Origin of the sequence: Trinickia symbiotica (genome assembly GCF_002934455.1) — a bacterium.
Lineage (GTDB): Bacteria > Pseudomonadota > Gammaproteobacteria > Burkholderiales > Burkholderiaceae > Trinickia > Trinickia symbiotica.
In genome coordinates this window covers 59,991-76,828 of record NZ_PTIR01000013.1, presented here as the reverse complement: position 1 = coordinate 76,828, position 16,838 = coordinate 59,991, and the positions used below count along the sequence as shown (strand labels likewise).

The window sequence follows — 16,838 nt, the reverse complement described above, 5'->3', positions numbered from 1 at the left end:
CCGGTCATGAACATTCACGATGGCGTCCGCCTTTGGCCGGGCGGGCTTTCAGCGGCACTTGCACCAATATGGCACTAGCTAAACGCATCATTCCCTGTCTCGACGTGACCGCCGGGCGAGTCGTCAAAGGCGTGAACTTCGTCGAGCTGCGCGACGCCGGTGATCCGGTCGAGATCGCGCATCGTTACGACGAGCAAGGCGCCGACGAGCTCACGTTTCTCGACATTACGGCCACGTCGGACGGCCGCGATCTGATCCTGCCGATCATCGAGGCCGTCGCTTCGCAGGTCTTCATTCCGCTGACGGTCGGCGGCGGCGTGCGCGCCGTCGAAGACGTGCGGCGGCTGCTCAACGCCGGCGCGGACAAGATCAGCATGAACTCGTCGGCTGTCGCCAATCCGCAATTGGTGCGCGATGCGGCCGGTAAGTACGGCTCGCAGTGCATCGTCGTCGCGATCGACGCCAAACGCGTCTCGGCGGAAGGCGAGACGCCGCGTTGGGAGGTCTTCACGCATGGCGGGCGCAAGCCGACCGGGCTCGATGCCGTGCAGTGGGCGAAGCAAATGGCCGACTACGGTGCCGGCGAAATCCTTTTGACGAGCATGGACCGCGACGGGACGAAGAGCGGCTTCGATCTTGCGCTGACGCGCGCCGTATCGGACGCGGTCCCGGTGCCCGTCATCGCTTCGGGCGGCGTCGGCTCGCTGAAGGACCTGGCTGACGGCATCGTCGAGGGCCACGCGGACGCCGTGCTGGCCGCGAGCATCTTCCACTACGGCGAGCATACGGTGGGCGAGGCCAAGCGCTTCATGGCCGAACAAGGTATTCCCGTGAGACAGTGAGATGGAACGATTGCTCACGCTCATTCCATTCGCTGCTGCCCGGAGGCTCAGATGATTGCGCCCGACAAGTCGTGGCTCGACAAGGTTCAATGGGACGCGAACGGCCTCGTTCCGGTGATCGCGCAGGAAGCTTCGACGAACGACGTGCTGATGTTCGCGTGGATGAACCGTGAGGCGCTCGCAAAGACGATCGAGACGGGCCGCGCCGTTTATTTTTCGCGCTCGCGCCAGCGCCTCTGGTTCAAGGGTGAAGAGTCGGGCCATGTGCAGCATGTGCGCGAAGTGCGGCTCGACTGCGACGAGGACGTCGTGCTGCTCAAAGTCGAGCAGGTATCGGGGATCGCCTGCCACACGGGCCGCCATTCCTGCTTCTTTCAGAAATTCGAGGGCACGGCCGACGAGGGCGACTGGGTGGCCGTCGATCCCGTGCTCAAGGATCCCGAGCATATTTACCGATAAGCTCGGCTGCGGGCGCAGCCGAGATCGTGTCGACGGAGCCGGCCGATTTGCCCGCCTCATCGATCGACATGGTTTCAATTCACTGATTCAATGAAGCGACATCACTGATGCAATCGACCGAAGATACGCTGTTGCGGCTTGCGGCCGTGATCGATAGCCGCAAGGGCGGCGATCCCGAGAGTTCGTACGTGGCCCGCCTGTTTCACAAGGGTGACGATGCGGTGCTGAAGAAGATCGGCGAGGAAGCGACCGAGGTCGTGCTGGCCGCGAAGGATGTGCGCCAGGGCGGCGCGCCGGCCGCGCTCGTCGGCGAGGTGGCCGATCTCTGGTTCCACTGCCTCGTCATGCTCTCGCATTTCGAGCTGAGCCCGGCCGATGTCATCGCCGAGCTCGAGCGCCGCGAGGGGATGTCGGGCATCGAAGAGAAGGCGTTGAGAAAGCGCCGTGAACGGGAAGAGAACGGCGGATAAGATTTAGAAGGCAACAACCGGCCAACATCGGCACGAGCGAGCTTCGATCGATCATCGATCGAGCGGTTTCGGAAGGAGGGGCGCGAAGATGGAAGATCCAGGCGGACGTTCACCTGTTTCGTACGGCGGCACGACCGATGCGGACCGCATTCGCACGCTGACGCACGTGCTTTATGGGCTCTATGCGGTGCATTGGTTCACGGGCGGCATCTCCGGGCTCGTCGCGATCATCATCGACTACGTGAAGCGGCCAGACGCGGCCGGGACGCCGTATGCGGCGCACTTCGAATGGCAGATCCGGACGTTCTGGCTCGGGCTGATCGGCTACGTGATCGGCTGGGCCCTCGTCTTCGTCGTCGTCGGCTTTGTCATCCTTGGAGCCGTTTCCATCTGGATGCTGTACCGTATCGTCAAGGGCTGGCTGTATCTGTACGACAACAAGCCGCTCGAGCCGCGCGCGTGGTTCTGATCGAAGCCGCCGCGCCCCATTCACCGGGAAGACCATGAGCCACGAAAACTGCCTCTTTTGCAAGATCGCCGCCGGCGAAGTTCCGAGCACGAAAGTACACGAGGACGACGAATTTCTCGCTTTCAAGGACATCCGCCCGGCCGCGGCCACGCATATTCTCGTGATTCCGCGCCGGCACATCGATACGCTCTCAAATTGCGATGAAAGCGATGCCCCGCTGCTTGGTAGAATGATGGTTCTGGTGGCGCGCCTCGCCGATAAACTCGGCTGCGCCTATACCGGCGGCGAGACGGGTTTTCGCACGGTGATCAATACGGGGCCAGGCGGGGGACAGGAAGTCTACCATCTGCACGCGCATCTGCTTGCCGGGCCGCGCCCGTGGCAGCGGATGGGTTAAGCGCGTCGCTCTACCAAGGTTTCAGGAGATTCACATGGGTTCGTTGAGCATTTGGCACTGGCTAATCGTGCTTTTGATCGTGGCGCTCGTCTTCGGGACGAAGAAGCTGCGCAATATCGGCAGCGATCTGGGCAGCGCCGTGAAGGGATTCAAGGAAGGGATGAAGGAAGGCGAGACGCCCGCTTCCCCCGCATCGACGAGCGAGCGGCGCGAACTGCCGAACGGCGCCGTGGACGTCGAGGCGAAGGAAAAGGTTCGCTCGAGCGACTATCGCTGATCCGGGCCGCTCGCGTGGGCGTCCGATGACCTGACGACGGAAGAACGAAGCCGATGCTCGACCTCGGTCTGACCAAAATGGCCTTGATCGGCGTGGTGGCGCTGGTCGTGCTCGGCCCCGAGCGGCTGCCGCGCGTCGCGCGCACGGCGGGCGCGCTCTTCGGCCGCGCGCAGCGCTATATCAACGACGTGAAGGCGGAAGTCACGCGTGAAATTGAACTCGACGAGCTGCGCCGCATGAAGACCGATTTCGAATCGGCGGCGCGCAACGTCGAAAACAAGATCCACGACACCGTGCGCCGCGAGGAAACCGAATTGACCGACGCTTGGCGGGCGGGCACCTCGGTGACGCCGAGCATCGCCAGCGGGGCGTCCGCTGCCATCGAAGACGCCGGTACGCCGGGCGCCGCCGACCCGCCGCCATTCGGCATGCCCGGCAACGGCGGCGGTGCGCCCGGCGCAGAGAAGCGGCGCAATTGGCGGGCGAAGCGGCTTGCCACGCCCGTCTGGTATAAACGCGCGACGGGGCGCCGCATACACGTACAGTCAGGCGCCGCGCGCGTGGCGCGCCATACGCCGGCGAGCTTGCGTACGCCGAAGCGCTTTCTCTGATTCAGCGCGCGCGTGCGAGCCGCCTTTCCCGTCTTTCCACTTTCGATGCCGCAAGTGACGATATTCCAACGAGGGCCGGTGTGAGCGACCCCAACAAGCCCAACAGCCCCAACGACCCCAACGACGGGGGGGCCGAGGAAACCTTCATCTCGCATCTCGTCGAGCTGCGCGACCGGATCATTCGGGCGGGGATTTCTGTCATCCTCGTCTTCGTCGCGCTCGTCTATTGGGCGCCCGACATTTTCCGCTTGCTTGCGCGGCCGCTGATGGAGAATCTGCCCGCCGGCGGGAAGATGATCGTGACCGACGTGACGGGCTCATTCTTCGTGCCGATGAAGGTCACGATGGTCGTGGCGCTCGTGATCGCTTTGCCGTTCGTCCTTTACCAGATCTGGGCGTTCGTCGCGCCGGGCCTTTATCAGCACGAGAAGCGGCTCGTCACGCCGCTCGTCGGCAGCAGCTATGTGCTGTTCCTCTGCGGGATGGCGTTTGCCTATTTCGTCGTATTCCCGACGATCTTTCGCGTCATGGCGCACTACAACGCGCCGCTCGGCGCGGAGATGACGACGGACATCAACAACTACCTGAGTTTCGTGCTGACGATGTTCATTGCGTTCGGGGTGACGTTCGAAGTGCCGATCGTCGTCGTCTTGCTCGTGCGGATGGGCGTGCTGACGATCAAGAAGCTGAAGGAAATCCGGCCCTACGTCGTAGTGGGGGCGTTCATCGTCGCGGCCGTCGTGACGCCGCCCGACGTCTTTTCGCAGTTGATTTTGGCCGTGCCGCTGATCGTCCTCTACGAGGCCGGCATCATCGCGGCGCGGTTCCTGGTCGGCAAGGACCGCGCGCTCGCCGATAAAGAGCACGCCGCGAGCTGATCGAGCGCCGTCCGCGCGGAGCTCGGCTTGCGCCCGCGGCTCATTCGTCAGGCTGCGAATTCTCGTCGCTGGCCTGCTTCGGCGGGGGCGGGCGCTTGCCGATCGTCACCTTGACTTCCATTTCCTTGTTCTTCCGCTTCAGGCGGATCTTGGCGTCGGTGCCGGGCTTGATCTGCGCGATCACGTTGAGAAGGCGCGTGGTATCCGTGATGTCCTGGCCGTTCACGTTGAGCAGCACGTCACCGGGTTTGATGCCGGCCTTGTCGGCGGGCCCGCCCTGAAGCACGCCGGCCACGATCGTGCCCTTTTGCTCGAGTCCGAACGACTCGGCGATGGCCGGTGTCACGTCCTGCGGCTCGACGCCGATCCAGCCGCGCGTGACGGCGCCCGTCGTGATAATGCTTTCGAGCACGCTCTTGGCCGTCGAGACCGGGATCGCGAAGCCGATCCCGAGCGAGCCGCCCGAGCGCGAGTAGATCGCCGTATTGATGCCGAGCAGATTGCCGTGCGCATCGATCAGCGCGCCGCCCGAGTTCCCCGGGTTGATCGGCGCATCGGTCTGAATGAAGTTCTCGAACGTATTGATGCCGAGGTGATTGCGCCCGAGCGCACTGATGATGCCCATCGTGACGGTTTGGCCGACCCCGAACGGGTTGCCGATCGCGAGCACGACGTCGCCCACGCGGGCCTCGTCCATCCTGCCGAGCGTCATCGTCGGCAGGTTCGACATGTTGATCTTGAGCACGGCGAGATCGGTCTCGGGATCGACGCCGACTACTTTCGCATTCGTTCTGCGGCCGTCGGCCAGCGCGACTTCAATCTCGTCTGCCCCGTCGACGACATGTTGGTTCGTTAGAATGTAGCCTTCCGAGCTGACGATGACGCCCGAGCCGAGGTTCGTCGCCGGCTCGTCCTGCGGCTCCTTGCCGCCTTTCGGATTGCCGAAGAAGTACCGGAACAGCGGGTCGTTCGCTTGCGGATTCGGCGGCAACGATCCACCCTTGCCGGAGAAAACGTTGACGACGGCCGGCATCGCTTTTTGGGCGGCGTCGGCATACGAGGTCACGGCCGAGCTCGAGCCCGTTCCCGGCGCGACTTCCCGCAGCGCGACGATCGGCGAGGCGAGCTGCTTGCCGAATTGCCCCTGCCGCTGCAGCCATTGCGGCTTGAGCGTCACCACGATGAACATGAGCGCGAGCAGCACCGTCACCGCTTGGGCAAAAAACAGCCAAAACCGTCTAAGCATTTGAAGAATCGAGGTTTATATGGATCGCATAGAACTTGAATTGTACTTGAATGGGTTGCTCGATACGGGCCGGTTCAAGGATTACAGCCCTAATGGGCTTCAGGTGGAGGGACGTCGACGCGTCGACAAGATCGCCACCGGCGTCACCGCTTCGCTGGCCTTTCTGGAAGCGGCGCTCGAATGGGGGGCGGACGCCGTCCTTGTGCATCACGGTTATTTCTGGCACAACGAAACGCCGCAAGTTACGGGCCGCAAATACCGGCGCCTGAAGCTCCTTCTCGCCAACGACATCAATCTTTTCGCCTTTCATTTGCCGCTCGACGCCCATCCCGAGCTCGGCAACAACGCGCAGCTCGGCGCGCGCATGGGTCTCATCGGCGAGTCGCACTTCGGCCCCGACGATCTCGGCTGGATGGCGACGCTGCCGATGCCGATCACGCTGGCGCACTTCGTCGCGCAGGTCGAACAGACGCTTGGCCGCACGCCGCTCGCGCTCGGCGATCCGGACAGCGAACTGCGGCGCGTCGCCTGGTGCACGGGCGCCGCGCAAAGCTACTTCGAGGCGGCGATCGACGCGGGCGCCGATGTTTTCCTGACCGGCGAGGTGTCCGAGCCGACCACTCACATCTCGGCCGAGAGCGGCGTAGCCTTTCTTGCGGCGGGGCACCACGCGACCGAGCGCTACGGCGTGCAGGCGGTCGGAGCCCATCTGTCCGAGCGTTTCGATCTCGAGCATCTCTTCATCGATATCGATAATCCCGTTTGAGATCGCTATTTGGTTGCGCCGCAATACGATCTATTGTGCAAAGTGTTTAAAGAATAAAGAAAATGGGGTGCGGCAAACAGCCGCGCGCTGGGGGGAAACCCTTACGGATCAATCGCTTCGCATGGTTTTTGTCGGTCGGGTCTTGTAAATGACGACTCCATTCCCGCAAACTAGCGGCGGTGGAAAAGCGTGACGGAAAATCCAACTCAGAAGTGGGGCGTGTGATGCGAGACAAAGAAGAGGAACGCGTCGACGGCAGCCGCCGTACCTGGCTGATTGCGACGTCCGTAGCAGGCGGCTTTGGAGGCGTGGCCGCTGTCATACCGTTTGCGAGCTCTTTAGCACCATCCGAGAAAGCCAAGGCCGGCGGCGCGCCGGTCGAGGTCGACATCAGCGATCTGAAGCCCGGGGAGATGAAAACGGTCTCGTGGCGCGGCAAGCCTGTCTGGATCATCAATCGCACCGACGAGATGCTGGCCGACGTCAAGAAGGCCGATCCAGAGCTGGCCGATCCTCAGAGCAAGAACCCGTTCTCGATGCCGCTGCCCGAGTATTGCAACAACGAATACCGGTCGCGCGCCGATCACAAGAACATTTTTGTTGCCGTTGCCGTCTGTACCCATCTCGGCTGCACTCCGACGCAGCGCTTTACGCCCGGCCCGCAGCCGAATTTGCCGAGCGACTGGCCCGGCGGATTCCTGTGCCCGTGCCACGGCTCGACCTACGATCTTGCTGGCCGTGTCTTCAAGAACAAGCCCGCGCCGCAAAACCTCGATGTTCCGCCCTACCAGTTCACGTCCGCAACCACGCTCGTGGTCGGCAAGGACGAGAAAGGAGAAGCGTAATGGCTACGACTGAGAAGGCAGAGAAAGCAGTCGAGACGACGGGCCTCACCGGCTGGATCGACCGACGCTTTCCGATGACGGCGACTTGGAAGGCACACGTTTCCGAGTACTACGCACCGAAGAACTTCAACTTTTGGTACTTCTTCGGCTCCCTTGCGCTGCTCGTGCTCGTGAACCAGATCGTCACGGGCATTTTCCTGACGATGAACTACAAGCCCGATTCGACGCTCGCATTCGCGTCGGTCGAATACATCATGCGCGAGGTGCCGTGGGGCTGGCTGATCCGCTACATGCATTCGACGGGCGCGTCGATGTTCTTCGTCGTCGTCTACTTGCACATGTTCCGCGGCCTGATGTATGGGTCGTATCGCAAGCCGCGCGAGCTCGTATGGCTCTTCGGCTGCGCGATTTTCCTCTGTCTCATGGCCGAGGCGTTCTTCGGTTACCTGCTCCCGTGGGGGCAGATGTCGTACTGGGGCGCGCAGGTGATCGTGAACCTCTTTTCGGCGATCCCGTTCATCGGCCCCGATCTGTCGCTCTGGATTCGCGGCGATTACGTCGTATCGGACGTGACGCTGAACCGCTTCTTCGCCTTGCACGTGATTGCGATTCCTCTCGTGCTGGTCGGTCTCGTCTTCGTGCATCTGATTGCGCTGCACGAAGTGGGCTCGAACAATCCGGACGGCATCGAGATCAAGGCGAAGAAAGGGCCGGACGGCCGCCCGCTCGACGGGATTCCGTTCCATCCCTACTACAGCGTGCACGACTTCTTCGGCGTTTGCGTGTTCCTGATCGTGTTCGCGGCCATCATTTTCTTCTCGCCGGAGATGGGCGGATATTTCCTCGAGCAGAACAACTTCATTCCGGCCAATCCGTTGCAAACACCGTCCGAGATCGCGCCCGTCTGGTACTTCACGGCGTTCTACGCCATGCTGCGCGCGACGACGGACCCCTTCAAGATCGTCCTGATGATCGTCGTGGCGCTGCTCGGCCTACTCGCGCTCGTGCGCGCGCGCGGCAAGTGGCGCATCGGTTTGCCGGTGCTGTCCGCGCTCGTCATCGTCGCGATGCTGTTGACGGAGTCCAAGTTCTGGGGCGTGGTGGTGATGGGCTCGGCCGTGCTCTCGCTCTGCTTCCTCCCGTGGCTCGACCATAGCCCGGTCAAGTCGATCCGCTACCGGCCGTTCTTTCATAAGGTGTTCTACGGCATCTTCGTGCTGGCGTTCCTGATCCTCGCATTTCTGGGGACGCGGCCACCATCGCCGGTTGCGACCGTCATTGCTCAGGTTTGCGCGCTTATCTACTTCGCGTTTTTCCTCGGCATGCCGTTCTGGACACCGCGCGGCAAGTTCAAGACGCCGCCGGAGCGCGTTCGGTACAAGCCTCATTGAATCGGGAGCGAGGAACAACGATATGAATACATGGCTTTCGAAGCTTGCGCGAATCGGCGCGGTGGCCGCGGGGCTCGCGGCCGGCGTCGCGGCGGTTCCGGCATCGGCTCAGGAGGAAGGATTCCGGCTCGATCGTGCGCCCGACAACACGGCGAACCTTGTCTCTTTGCAGCATGGTGCACAATTGTTTGTAAACTATTGCCTGAACTGCCACAGTGCGAACCTTGTACGTTACAGTTCGCTTACGCAGCTCGGCATTTCGCAGAAGGAGATCGAGCAGAATCTGCTGTTCACGACCGATAAGGTCGGCAACACGATGAGCGTGGCGATGCGGCCGACCGACGCGAAAACGTGGTTCGGCGTGACGCCGCCCGATTTGTCGGTGGAGGCGCGAGCGCGCGGCAGCGATTGGCTCTACACGTACCTGCGCAGCTTCTATCTCGACGATACGCGGCCCACGGGGTGGAACAACATGGTGTTCCCGAACGTTGGAATGCCTAACGTTTTATGGCAGTTGCAGGGCGAGCGGACGGCGAAGTACGAGGACGTGACGGATGCCGAGACGGGGGAGAAGTCGCATCGGTTCGTCAGCTTCGAGCAGGTGAAACCGGGGACGATGTCCCGGGTAGATTATGATTCTGCCGTGGCCGACCTCGTCGCCTACCTGACCTGGATGTCGGAGCCGACGCAGCACGTGCGCAAGCAGCTTGGCGTGTGGGTGCTGCTGTTCCTGGGCGTCCTGACGTTTTTCGCCTGGCGGCTGAACGCGGCGTACTGGAAGGACGTCAAGTAATTCACGCCGTGATACCGGTGTGGGGCCGGCGCACGGAAGAGCACGCTTCGGCGGCTTTTCGGCGCGCTGGCCCTTCAGTTTTTTGAGGAAACTTTAGACATGATGGTTTTGTATTCCGGCACTACTTGCCCGTTTTCCCAGCGTTGCCGACTGGTTCTGTTCGAAAAGGGCATGGACTTCGAGATTCGCGACGTCGACCTCTTCAACAAGCCGGAAGACATTGCGGTGATGAATCCGTACGGGCAGGTGCCGATTCTCGTCGAGCGCGACCTGATCCTTTACGAATCGAACATCATCAACGAGTACATCGACGAGCGCTTCCCGCATCCGCAACTGATGCCGGCCGATCCGGTGCAGCGCGCGCGTGCGCGGCTCTTCCTGCTCAACTTCGAGAAGGAACTGTTCGTGCACGTCGGCACGCTCGAGAACGAGAAGGGCAAGGCGGCCGAAAAGAGCCACGAGAAGGCGCGTCTCGCGATCCGCGATCGGCTCACGCAGTTGGCACCGATCTTCCTCAAGAACAAGTACATGCTGGGCGAGGAGTTCTCGATGCTCGACGTGGCGATCGCGCCGCTCTTGTGGCGTCTCGATCACTATGGCATCGAGTTGTCGAAGAACGCGGCGCCGCTCATGAAGTATGCCGAGCGCATTTTCAGCCGCCCGGCCTACATCGAAGCGCTGACGCCTTCCGAGAAGGTGATGCGCCGCTGAGCGCTGCGCGCAAAGTGGTTTTGGGGGCAGCTGCCGTGCGGCTTGGCGGTTCGATAGCGGTCGTTTCGCTTTCGCTTTCGCTTCGGGCTGATTGAGTAGCGCGGTGCTGTTTCCGAACGAGGATTGTTGATGCAAGAGATTCCGACTAAGCCTTATCTGCTGCGCGCGCTCTACGAGTGGTGCACGGATAACGGGTATACGCCGCACATCGCCGTGCGGGTCGATAACCAGACGCGCGTGCCGCGCCAGTTCGTGCACAACGACGAGATCGTGCTCAACATCAGCTTCGAGGCGACGAGCCAGTTGCAGATGGGCAATGAGTGGATCGAGTTCAGCGCGAGGTTTTCGGGCAAGGCGCACAAGATCGAGGTGCAGGTTGCGAACGTGCTCGCGATCTATGCGCGCGAGAACGGGCAGGGCATGGCATTCCCGGTCGAGCCCGCGGTAGGGCCCGCGGCGACGGCTCCGGCCGAGCCCGTGGAGGAGGGGCAAGCGCCGCCGAGCGACGCGCCCCGCGCGGAGTCGAGCGAGCCGGAAGAAGGTCGCTCCCCGAGCTCCGACGACGACGGCTCGAAAGGCGGCGGCAAGGGGCACCTCAAGATCGTGAAATGAAGTAGAATCACGGGCTCACGCCGGCTTAGCTCATCTGGTAGAGCAGTTGATTTGTAATCATCAGGTGGCGGGTTCGAGTCCTGCAGCCGGCACCAATAGAATCAAGGGATTACGTGAGTTTCACGTAATCCCTTGTGCTTTTGCCGCGTCAAAAAGTACAGTTTCGGTACGCCGGCGGTAGCAGACGAGTGATCGTCGTGATCGCCGCAGGCAATCGAACTGAAAAACAACCTGTGACGACGAGCACTTCCGAAAGCACGCCACTTCCGCAGCCGAACCTTGGCTCACGCATGTGGGCATACCTTACTGAACACGTATTCGAGGGCGTTGCGCTAGTTTTTTCGGTGACGGCCGCACTCAGTTGCGCAGTCGGTCGTTCCCACCTGGAGTGGTGGGCTGGGCGACGGTCGAAGGTGAAGCGCCGCGGCCGGTGGCAATACAGATGCGCCGAGTTGGCGTTGCAGCCTCCTGCAGTTCCGTCCATGGCCTTGCTTGTTGGCGTCTGGCTGCGTGCCATATAATAAAAATTATATGGCTCTCGGAGGCGCAAATGCTTACATTCAAGGTGACGACAGTAGGGGCGTCAGCCGGCTTCATCCTCACCAAAGAGGCGATGGCGCGGCTCAAGGTAAAGAAGGGGGACACGGTGTACCTTACGGAGGCGCCCGAGGGCGGGTACCGGATTACGCCTTATGACCCTGATTTCGAGCGCCAGATGAGGTTGGCGGAAGAAATCATGCATGATGACCGCGACATCTTGCGGGCGCTTGCCAAGTGACCGTGTGGCGATGGGTTCGCGCGGACCTCGTTTATGCCGTGCATGACCGCCAGTTGGCGGAGCACGGTGGCCTTGACGGTGTGCGCGACATAGGCGCTGTTGAGTCCGCATTGGCACGACCGCAGAATCTCGATATGTACGGGGACGCGGACGTTGCTGCGCTGGCAGCGGCCTATGCCTATGGTTTGGCTCGGAATCATGGTTTCGCCGATGGCAACAAGCGGACCGCATGGATTGCTGCGCGCTTGTTTCTCGCCGACAACGGCTATCGCGTTCAGTTTGATCCGGCTGACGCGGTTAGAACGATGGAAGATGTTGCCGCCGGCGAGATCGACGAGGGGCAACTCGCGGAGTGGTTTCGGCAGCGGACAGTGCTTGCTTGATAGGTCGGGCGAGGGGCGCCCGGGACTGCGGCGTATCAGCGTCAGCGAACGAACGCGCTGCCACGAGTCAGCCACTCGCAACACGAGTAGCCGAACTGACTCTCGACAACGGCCGCCTTGTGCGAGTGGCCCCGACCGTCCCGCCTATGGCGCACGGTATCACTTATCTCGAACTGCGAACGCAGGAACTTCCATCCCGAGCGGCTTGCGCTCGCTGCTGTGTCTGCCGCTGCTGCGAGGAGACAGCCTGATCGGCGTGTTTTACCTGGAGAACAATCTGGCCACCGGTGTGTTCGATGCCACCCGCATCGCCGAGCTGGAAGTGTTCGCGCCGCAGGTGGCGATTTCGTTGGAGACAGCGCGTCTCTACGATCAATTGATCGATGAGAACAACCGTCGCGGCCGAGATGAGCCTGCGCTCCGCGCGCGCGGAACTGGCACGCACCTCGCACTTGACCGTCATGGGAAGCCTCGCGGCGTCGATCGCTCACGAAGTCAACCAGCCGCTGACGGCAATCGTGGCGAGCGTGGACGCCACCTGGCGCTGGTTGAACCGGCCCAAGCCAGATATGGCGGAGGCGCTGGACGGGTTTGCCGATATCAAGCAGAACGCGATGCGCGCTGCCGGGATCATCCGCGCACTGCGCTCGCTTGCCAAGCAGCCCCCTGCTGTACTCACGCCGCGTGCGAGGAGCAGGACGCCGTCGTGCCGTCGATAGCAAAGTTACTCGAGTTTATCGTTCGCGACGATAACAACGATAAACCGCCGTAACATCGCTTGAATCGATGGTTCAAGGAGCTCCTTTTTAACGCCTTCTCTCCGGGCGGGGATACCACCGCCCGAGCTGGCTAGCCGCGGCGAACTCCTGCATCGATGCTGTGGGCCGCTCTCGCGCCAAGGCCACGCCCGGCAACTACGTAGTCCTACGTAACGCGCTTCCGTAGTGCTGCGGTTGTGGGCAATCCAGTGATCGGGAATACTTAGCGCCGGTCGGACTCTATCCCGCCTTGAAATAGTCGAGCAGGCTCGCGGCGAAGGGACTCTTATCCTCGCCGATAACAACGATAAACACAGGAGACTCGCCGCGATCCCGATGCCGCATCGGGGTTTCGGCTACCACCCGTGCGCTGGCCGTGCGCGGTCTCCCTCGTGAATCGATGCCGCCCGGGCTGTCCGCCGTGCCTCAAACCCTGATTCCACACGAGCTTTGGAGGAGAAAACAGTGACGACGCAAGCGCGTTCAGCCGGCCGTTCATGGCTTTGGCTCATTTTGCTCATTCCCTACGTAGCGCTGCTCTGGCTGCCGTTCTACAACGAGCGCATGCCCGCATTCGCCGGATTCCCGTTCTTCTACTGGTATCAATTCCTCTGGGTTCCCGTTACGTCGCTACTGATCTATCTGGTCTACCGGGGGCTCAAATGAACGCGCTGAATCCAATCAACCCCGTGGCGATGGCGGTATTCATCGCATTTTTCGCGCTCGTCACGGTGCTCGGCTTCTTTGCCGCACGCTGGAAGCGCGGTGACCTGACGCAGCTGCACGAGTGGGGGCTCGGCGGTCGCCAGTTCGGCACCATCATTTCCTGGTTTCTCGTCGGCGGCGACTTCTATACGGCGTATACCGTCATTGCGGTGCCCGCGCTCGTCTATGCCGTCGGCGCGTATGGCTTCTTTGCGTTGCCGTATACGATCATCGTTTATCCGTTCGTCTTTGCCGTGATGCCGAAGCTTTGGCAGATCGCGCATGCGAAGGGCCACATCACGGCCGCTGATTTTGTCCACGGCGAATACGGCGGCAAATGGCTGCCGGCCGCCATCGCGCTCACCGGCATCGTCGCGACGATGCCATACATCGCGCTGCAACTGGTCGGGATGGAAGTCGTCATCAAGGGACTCGGCGTGTCAGGTGAATTGCCGCTCGTCGTGGCCTTCGTGATCCTCGCGCTCTACACCTACACGAGCGGATTGCGCGCACCCGCGATGATCGCGTTCGTGAAGGACATCATGATCTATATCGTCGTCATTGCCGCCGTCTGCTTGATTCCGGCGAAGCTCGGCGGCTACGAGCATGTGTTCGAATTGGCCGATGCGCATTTCAAGGCCAAGGGCGGCGCAACCGGGATCGTGCTCGCGCCGACGCAGTTCACGGCGTACGCGTCGCTCGCGCTCGGCTCCGCGCTCGCGGCTTTTATGTATCCGCATACGATGACGGGCGTGCTCTCCTCGGCATCGGCCAACACCGTCCGCAAAAACGCCATCTTCCTGCCCGCCTACACGTTGCTGCTCGGCCTCATCGCATTGCTCGGCTACATGGCGATCGCGGCCGGCGTGCAGGTCAAGTCGCCAAGCGATGTCGTGCCCGCCCTCTTCAATACGCTGTTTCCGTCGTGGTTCATCGGCTTCGCCGCCGCCGCGATCGCGATCAGTGCGCTCGTGCCTGCCGCGATCATGTCGATCGGAGCGTCGAACCTCTTCACGCGTAACCTCTGGCGTCCGCTGGTCTCTCCGAATATGTCGCCCGCAAGCGAAGCGTCGACGGCGAAGTTCGTCTCGCTCGTCGTGAAGTTCGGTGCGCTCATTTGCATCGTCGCCTTGCCGACCAAGTTCGCGATCGACTTGCAACTGCTCGGCGGCGTCTGGATCCTGCAGATTTTCCCGGCGATCGTCTTCACGCTTTATTGCCGCCGTCTCAGCTCGACGGGCCTTTTCCTCGGCTGGATCGTCGGCATCGCGCTGGGCACGGGGCTCGCCGCCGTGCAGGAGCTCAAGCCGGTGTTTCCGCTGCACGTGTTCGGGAATGTCTATCCGCTCTACATCGGCCTCATTGCGCTGGTCGCGAATGCGATCGTGGCGATCGTCGTCTCGCTCGTGTTGCCCGCGCGCAATTCTGTAGAAGCTGGGAAGCTGGCCGCGTAATAACTACACGGCAAGCAGTTCCGATCCGAATCCCTTCCAGCGCAGGGGCTGCCGGCAACATCGCTTCAACGCGCTTCTCGCGAGCGTGCTGACGATGGCAGTCCCGCGCGCTGGATTCACTTCAAGCGGCCCTCGGCTGCGGCCCGCCAATTGCTTATTGGTGGCGGGTTGTCAGCGAAGTGCAGCGGGATTACATTTCCGGCAGCCTTTTCGCGGCGTTCCGCGTTCGGCGGGAGCTGCGCGGGGCCGCGCGTCGGGCGTAAGGATTCGGAGAAGTTGCAATGAATTGGCTTGGCGAAATGCCGGGACCGGACGTGAACCTCGATGGCGATGCCGATCGCGATTCCCCTCCGAAGCAGGCTCGGTATGGACGTTTCGCATTGTGGATCGCCTCGGCGAGCTCCCTCGCTTTTGGGGTCGCAGGCACCGTTGCGTACGGCGTCTGGTTTGATCACGATCAGGGTGTCTACGTCGATGCGTTGGCGAGTGCCAGACAGGCGCTCGGAATCGGCGAGCCTGCGACGGCGGCGTCGGTGGCCGTTCGCGCGGGCACGGTAACGCACGCGCCTGACGTGGGTGCAGCGGCCGGGGCCTATATCCCGTCGGCTCAGCCCGCCTCCGCCGCTCAGCCGGCCGCGGCGAATTCGCAGGATCCCGCGCAATCGCCCGTGGCGGCGACAGGTTCGGCCCGGGCTAGCCGCTCGCCTGCGCAAGCCCGCGGCAGTACGGCGCCGCCGCGAGGCAAAGCGAGCCGCAACCCGTTCGAGCGGATCGCCTGGTTCTTCCACCGTGCAAGCCACCGCCGCCATGGCACCGGATATCGGCCAGAGCTCTACGCACGTCCCTAGACGGCCGCGCGCGGTGCGCGACCGGGCCGAGCGTGTTCTATCGCACGCCCTGCGGGTGGGACCGCGGGCGATGGCCATCGCCTCCTTGCTCGCGCTGCTGACAGGCTTGCTTTTTCTCGCCGTGCAAGCCCGCGCTATCTTCTCGGACGAGCTCAAGCAGGAATACGTTGCGCTTGTCGTCGAAGCGGTCGGGCGCGCCCAAGCCGCCGCCGTCGCCGCGAGCGAAACGAAGCGAACGTTCGATCTCGATCAGACCGCGGCCGATGACTATCGGCGCGCGCAAGCGAACCTCGTCGCTCGCGTGAAAAGGCTCGCGGCCTTGGAGGATGCAAGCCCGTTCGCGTCTCCGCACGTTACCGGGGCCGCGCTCTCCCCGGACGCGGTGGCGAGCGACACCGACGCCTCCCTCGACGCAGCGTCGACGTATTGGCACGCGCAGCGCGACCGCACGGCTGCCGATCTGCGAATGCGTATCTCGGGCGTGGCCAACGCCCTCATCGTATTGTCCGCATTCGTATTCAGCGCGCTCATTACCGCGCTCGTGATGTATTCGAAGCGGGCGCGGCAGCTGGCGGAGCAGTCATCGCTGTTCCAGCACGCCGCGCTGCACGACGCGCTGACGGGGCTGCCGAATCGCCGCAAGCTGTTCGAAGTGATCGAGGAAGCGGCGGCGGCGACTTCCACCGATCCGCCGGGCAAAATCGCCATTCTCTACATCGACCTCGATGGATTCAAAGCCATCAACGACTCGCGAGGTCATCGCGCGGGCGATGAGTTTTTGATCGGCACTTCCAGGCGCTTTCGTCGTGCCGTTCGCGTGGGCGACGTCGTCGCACGGATAGGCGGCGACGAGTTCGCCGTGCTGATCCGCGAATATTCGAGCGATGCTCAGCTTGCTTCGATCGCGCGACGCTTGAGCGCTTGCGTCGAGCAGACAGCCGAGGAAATGGGACTCCGAGGCGTGAGCGCGAGTATCGGCATCGCTTGTTGGCCGGATTCCGTCAAAGATCTGTATCGCCTCGTCGCCGCAGCCGATGAAACGATGTACCAGGTGAAGCGGACGCGGAAAAGCGGCTATGCGTTCGCTGCGCCGGCGAATCGATGATGGGCTTCCGAGGTCGCCAGCGACCGTCTCGACGCAACGC

At 62.4% G+C, this 16,838-nt stretch carries 22 protein-coding genes, 1 tRNA gene and 1 pseudogene; 23 read left to right on the top strand and 1 reads right to left on the bottom strand.

Features of this window, described 5'->3' with window-relative positions; all coding sequences use genetic code 11:
- The first annotated feature begins 68 nt into the window (after nucleotides 1-68).
- The 8 genes from hisF to tatC all read left to right on the top strand — a co-directional run bounded on the left by hisF (nucleotide 69) and on the right by tatC (nucleotide 4,403).
- Nucleotides 69-842, top strand: a complete 774-nt coding sequence (hisF, locus tag B0G57_RS18790; RefSeq protein ID WP_026229616.1) for an imidazole glycerol phosphate synthase subunit HisF — start codon at nucleotides 69-71, stop codon at nucleotides 840-842.
- Between the two features lie 51 nt (nucleotides 843-893).
- Nucleotides 894-1,301 carry a phosphoribosyl-AMP cyclohydrolase gene (gene hisI / locus B0G57_RS18785; protein WP_018440393.1) on the top strand — a complete coding sequence of 136 codons (408 nt, stop codon included), beginning with the start codon at nucleotides 894-896 and terminating at the stop codon, nucleotides 1,299-1,301.
- A gap of 104 nt (nucleotides 1,302-1,405) precedes the next feature.
- On the top strand, nucleotides 1,406-1,771 hold the full coding sequence (locus B0G57_RS18780; protein ID WP_026229615.1) for a phosphoribosyl-ATP diphosphatase: 366 nt from the start codon (nucleotides 1,406-1,408) through the stop codon (nucleotides 1,769-1,771).
- An 88-nt stretch (nucleotides 1,772-1,859) separates the two neighbouring features.
- Nucleotides 1,860-2,240 (top strand): DUF4870 family protein, encoded by a 381-nt coding sequence (locus tag B0G57_RS18775; protein WP_018440391.1) that lies wholly within the window; start codon nucleotides 1,860-1,862, stop codon nucleotides 2,238-2,240.
- Nucleotides 2,241-2,274: 34 nt separating this feature from the next.
- Nucleotides 2,275-2,637, top strand: a complete 363-nt coding sequence (locus B0G57_RS18770; RefSeq protein ID WP_018440390.1) for a histidine triad nucleotide-binding protein — start codon at nucleotides 2,275-2,277, stop codon at nucleotides 2,635-2,637.
- A 34-nt stretch (nucleotides 2,638-2,671) separates the two neighbouring features.
- The gene (tatA, locus tag B0G57_RS18765) at nucleotides 2,672-2,914 is read left to right on the top strand and encodes a Sec-independent protein translocase subunit TatA (RefSeq protein ID WP_018440389.1); all 243 of its coding nucleotides are present in this window, start codon (nucleotides 2,672-2,674) and stop codon (nucleotides 2,912-2,914) included.
- Between the two features lie 53 nt (nucleotides 2,915-2,967).
- Entirely contained in the window at nucleotides 2,968-3,525 is a 558-nt protein-coding gene (gene tatB, locus B0G57_RS18760) for a Sec-independent protein translocase protein TatB (RefSeq protein ID WP_018440388.1), read from the top strand.
- 80 nt (nucleotides 3,526-3,605) lie between these two features.
- The gene (gene tatC, locus B0G57_RS18755) at nucleotides 3,606-4,403 is read left to right on the top strand and encodes a twin-arginine translocase subunit TatC (protein ID WP_018440387.1); all 798 of its coding nucleotides are present in this window, start codon (nucleotides 3,606-3,608) and stop codon (nucleotides 4,401-4,403) included.
- 40 nt (nucleotides 4,404-4,443) lie between these two features.
- Here the strand turns inward: tatC and B0G57_RS18750 are convergent, their stop codons facing one another.
- On the bottom strand, nucleotides 4,444-5,649 hold the full coding sequence (locus tag B0G57_RS18750) for a Do family serine endopeptidase (protein WP_018440386.1): 1,206 nt from the start codon (nucleotides 5,647-5,649) through the stop codon (nucleotides 4,444-4,446).
- Between the two features lie 19 nt (nucleotides 5,650-5,668).
- On the opposite strand from B0G57_RS18750, the gene B0G57_RS18745 reads away from it, so the two are divergent.
- From B0G57_RS18745 to B0G57_RS18680, 15 genes and pseudogenes are all read left to right on the top strand, one after another.
- A complete protein-coding gene (locus B0G57_RS18745; RefSeq protein ID WP_018440385.1) occupies nucleotides 5,669-6,415 on the top strand; it encodes a Nif3-like dinuclear metal center hexameric protein in 747 nt (248 codons plus the stop codon).
- A 224-nt stretch (nucleotides 6,416-6,639) separates the two neighbouring features.
- Nucleotides 6,640-7,260 (top strand): ubiquinol-cytochrome c reductase iron-sulfur subunit, encoded by a 621-nt coding sequence (gene petA, locus B0G57_RS18740; RefSeq protein ID WP_018440384.1) that lies wholly within the window; start codon nucleotides 6,640-6,642, stop codon nucleotides 7,258-7,260.
- On the top strand, nucleotides 7,260-8,651 hold the full coding sequence (locus B0G57_RS18735) for a cytochrome b (RefSeq protein ID WP_018440383.1): 1,392 nt from the start codon (nucleotides 7,260-7,262) through the stop codon (nucleotides 8,649-8,651). The genes petA and B0G57_RS18735 overlap by 1 nt, the downstream gene beginning before the upstream one ends.
- 22 nt (nucleotides 8,652-8,673) lie before the next feature.
- Nucleotides 8,674-9,444 carry a cytochrome c1 gene (locus B0G57_RS18730; protein WP_018440382.1) on the top strand — a complete coding sequence of 257 codons (771 nt, stop codon included), beginning with the start codon at nucleotides 8,674-8,676 and terminating at the stop codon, nucleotides 9,442-9,444.
- Between the two features lie 99 nt (nucleotides 9,445-9,543).
- Nucleotides 9,544-10,155 carry a glutathione S-transferase N-terminal domain-containing protein gene (locus tag B0G57_RS18725; protein WP_026229613.1) on the top strand — a complete coding sequence of 204 codons (612 nt, stop codon included), beginning with the start codon at nucleotides 9,544-9,546 and terminating at the stop codon, nucleotides 10,153-10,155.
- A gap of 129 nt (nucleotides 10,156-10,284) precedes the next feature.
- Complete coding sequence (locus B0G57_RS18720) at nucleotides 10,285-10,767, top strand: ClpXP protease specificity-enhancing factor (RefSeq protein WP_018440380.1); 483 nt, start codon at nucleotides 10,285-10,287, stop codon at nucleotides 10,765-10,767.
- 19 nt (nucleotides 10,768-10,786) lie between these two features.
- Nucleotides 10,787-10,862 (top strand) — tRNA-Thr (locus B0G57_RS18715).
- A gap of 455 nt (nucleotides 10,863-11,317) precedes the next feature.
- The gene (locus tag B0G57_RS18710) at nucleotides 11,318-11,545 is read left to right on the top strand and encodes an AbrB/MazE/SpoVT family DNA-binding domain-containing protein (protein ID WP_018440379.1); all 228 of its coding nucleotides are present in this window, start codon (nucleotides 11,318-11,320) and stop codon (nucleotides 11,543-11,545) included.
- Nucleotides 11,542-11,928 carry a type II toxin-antitoxin system death-on-curing family toxin gene (locus B0G57_RS18705; protein ID WP_020566150.1) on the top strand — a complete coding sequence of 129 codons (387 nt, stop codon included), beginning with the start codon at nucleotides 11,542-11,544 and terminating at the stop codon, nucleotides 11,926-11,928. Before B0G57_RS18710 ends, B0G57_RS18705 begins: the two co-directional genes overlap by 4 nt.
- Nucleotides 11,858-12,220, top strand: a pseudogene (locus B0G57_RS31825) (hypothetical protein); the annotation flags it as partial. The gene B0G57_RS18705 and the pseudogene B0G57_RS31825, both read left to right, overlap by 71 nt.
- Nucleotides 12,221-12,311: 91 nt before the next feature.
- The gene (locus B0G57_RS31820) at nucleotides 12,312-12,647 is read left to right on the top strand and encodes a histidine kinase dimerization/phospho-acceptor domain-containing protein (RefSeq protein ID WP_018440377.1); all 336 of its coding nucleotides are present in this window, start codon (nucleotides 12,312-12,314) and stop codon (nucleotides 12,645-12,647) included.
- A gap of 504 nt (nucleotides 12,648-13,151) precedes the next feature.
- Nucleotides 13,152-13,352, top strand: coding sequence for a DUF3311 domain-containing protein (locus tag B0G57_RS18695; protein WP_018440375.1), 201 nt, complete (start codon nucleotides 13,152-13,154; stop codon nucleotides 13,350-13,352).
- Nucleotides 13,349-14,845, top strand: coding sequence for a monocarboxylate uptake permease MctP (gene mctP / locus B0G57_RS18690; protein ID WP_018440374.1), 1,497 nt, complete (start codon nucleotides 13,349-13,351; stop codon nucleotides 14,843-14,845). Before B0G57_RS18695 ends, mctP begins: the two co-directional genes overlap by 4 nt.
- Before the next feature lie 281 nt (nucleotides 14,846-15,126).
- Nucleotides 15,127-15,693: a hypothetical protein gene (locus tag B0G57_RS18685; protein WP_018440373.1), complete on the top strand. Its 567-nt coding sequence runs from the start codon at nucleotides 15,127-15,129 to the stop codon at nucleotides 15,691-15,693.
- A 70-nt stretch (nucleotides 15,694-15,763) separates the two neighbouring features.
- Nucleotides 15,764-16,798 (top strand): GGDEF domain-containing protein, encoded by a 1,035-nt coding sequence (locus tag B0G57_RS18680; protein WP_018440372.1) that lies wholly within the window; start codon nucleotides 15,764-15,766, stop codon nucleotides 16,796-16,798.
- Nucleotides 16,799-16,838 lie beyond the last annotated feature (40 nt).

Bases quoted from the DNA above. Each gene is read 5' to 3' on its own strand.
- B0G57_RS18710 (WP_018440379.1), top strand. From the start codon at position 11,318: ATGCTTACATTCAAGGTGACGACAGTAGGGGCGTCAGCCGGCTTCATC.
- B0G57_RS18775 (WP_018440391.1), top strand. From the start codon at position 1,860: ATGGAAGATCCAGGCGGACGTTCACCTGTTTCGTACGGCGGCACGACC.
- B0G57_RS18750 (WP_018440386.1), bottom strand. From the start codon at position 5,649: ATGCTTAGACGGTTTTGGCTGTTTTTTGCCCAAGCGGTGACGGTGCTG.
- B0G57_RS18770 (WP_018440390.1), top strand. From the start codon at position 2,275: ATGAGCCACGAAAACTGCCTCTTTTGCAAGATCGCCGCCGGCGAAGTT.
- hisF (WP_026229616.1), top strand. From the start codon at position 69: ATGGCACTAGCTAAACGCATCATTCCCTGTCTCGACGTGACCGCCGGG.
- hisI (WP_018440393.1), top strand. From the start codon at position 894: ATGATTGCGCCCGACAAGTCGTGGCTCGACAAGGTTCAATGGGACGCG.
- B0G57_RS18720 (WP_018440380.1), top strand. From the start codon at position 10,285: ATGCAAGAGATTCCGACTAAGCCTTATCTGCTGCGCGCGCTCTACGAG.
- B0G57_RS31820 (WP_018440377.1), top strand. From the start codon at position 12,312: ATGAGAACAACCGTCGCGGCCGAGATGAGCCTGCGCTCCGCGCGCGCG.
- B0G57_RS18735 (WP_018440383.1), top strand. From the start codon at position 7,260: ATGGCTACGACTGAGAAGGCAGAGAAAGCAGTCGAGACGACGGGCCTC.
- B0G57_RS18685 (WP_018440373.1), top strand. From the start codon at position 15,127: ATGAATTGGCTTGGCGAAATGCCGGGACCGGACGTGAACCTCGATGGC.
- B0G57_RS18725 (WP_026229613.1), top strand. From the start codon at position 9,544: ATGATGGTTTTGTATTCCGGCACTACTTGCCCGTTTTCCCAGCGTTGC.
- B0G57_RS18745 (WP_018440385.1), top strand. From the start codon at position 5,669: ATGGATCGCATAGAACTTGAATTGTACTTGAATGGGTTGCTCGATACG.
- B0G57_RS18680 (WP_018440372.1), top strand. From the start codon at position 15,764: ATGGCCATCGCCTCCTTGCTCGCGCTGCTGACAGGCTTGCTTTTTCTC.
- petA (WP_018440384.1), top strand. From the start codon at position 6,640: ATGCGAGACAAAGAAGAGGAACGCGTCGACGGCAGCCGCCGTACCTGG.
- tatA (WP_018440389.1), top strand. From the start codon at position 2,672: ATGGGTTCGTTGAGCATTTGGCACTGGCTAATCGTGCTTTTGATCGTG.
- tatB (WP_018440388.1), top strand. From the start codon at position 2,968: ATGCTCGACCTCGGTCTGACCAAAATGGCCTTGATCGGCGTGGTGGCG.
- B0G57_RS18730 (WP_018440382.1), top strand. From the start codon at position 8,674: ATGAATACATGGCTTTCGAAGCTTGCGCGAATCGGCGCGGTGGCCGCG.
- mctP (WP_018440374.1), top strand. From the start codon at position 13,349: ATGAACGCGCTGAATCCAATCAACCCCGTGGCGATGGCGGTATTCATC.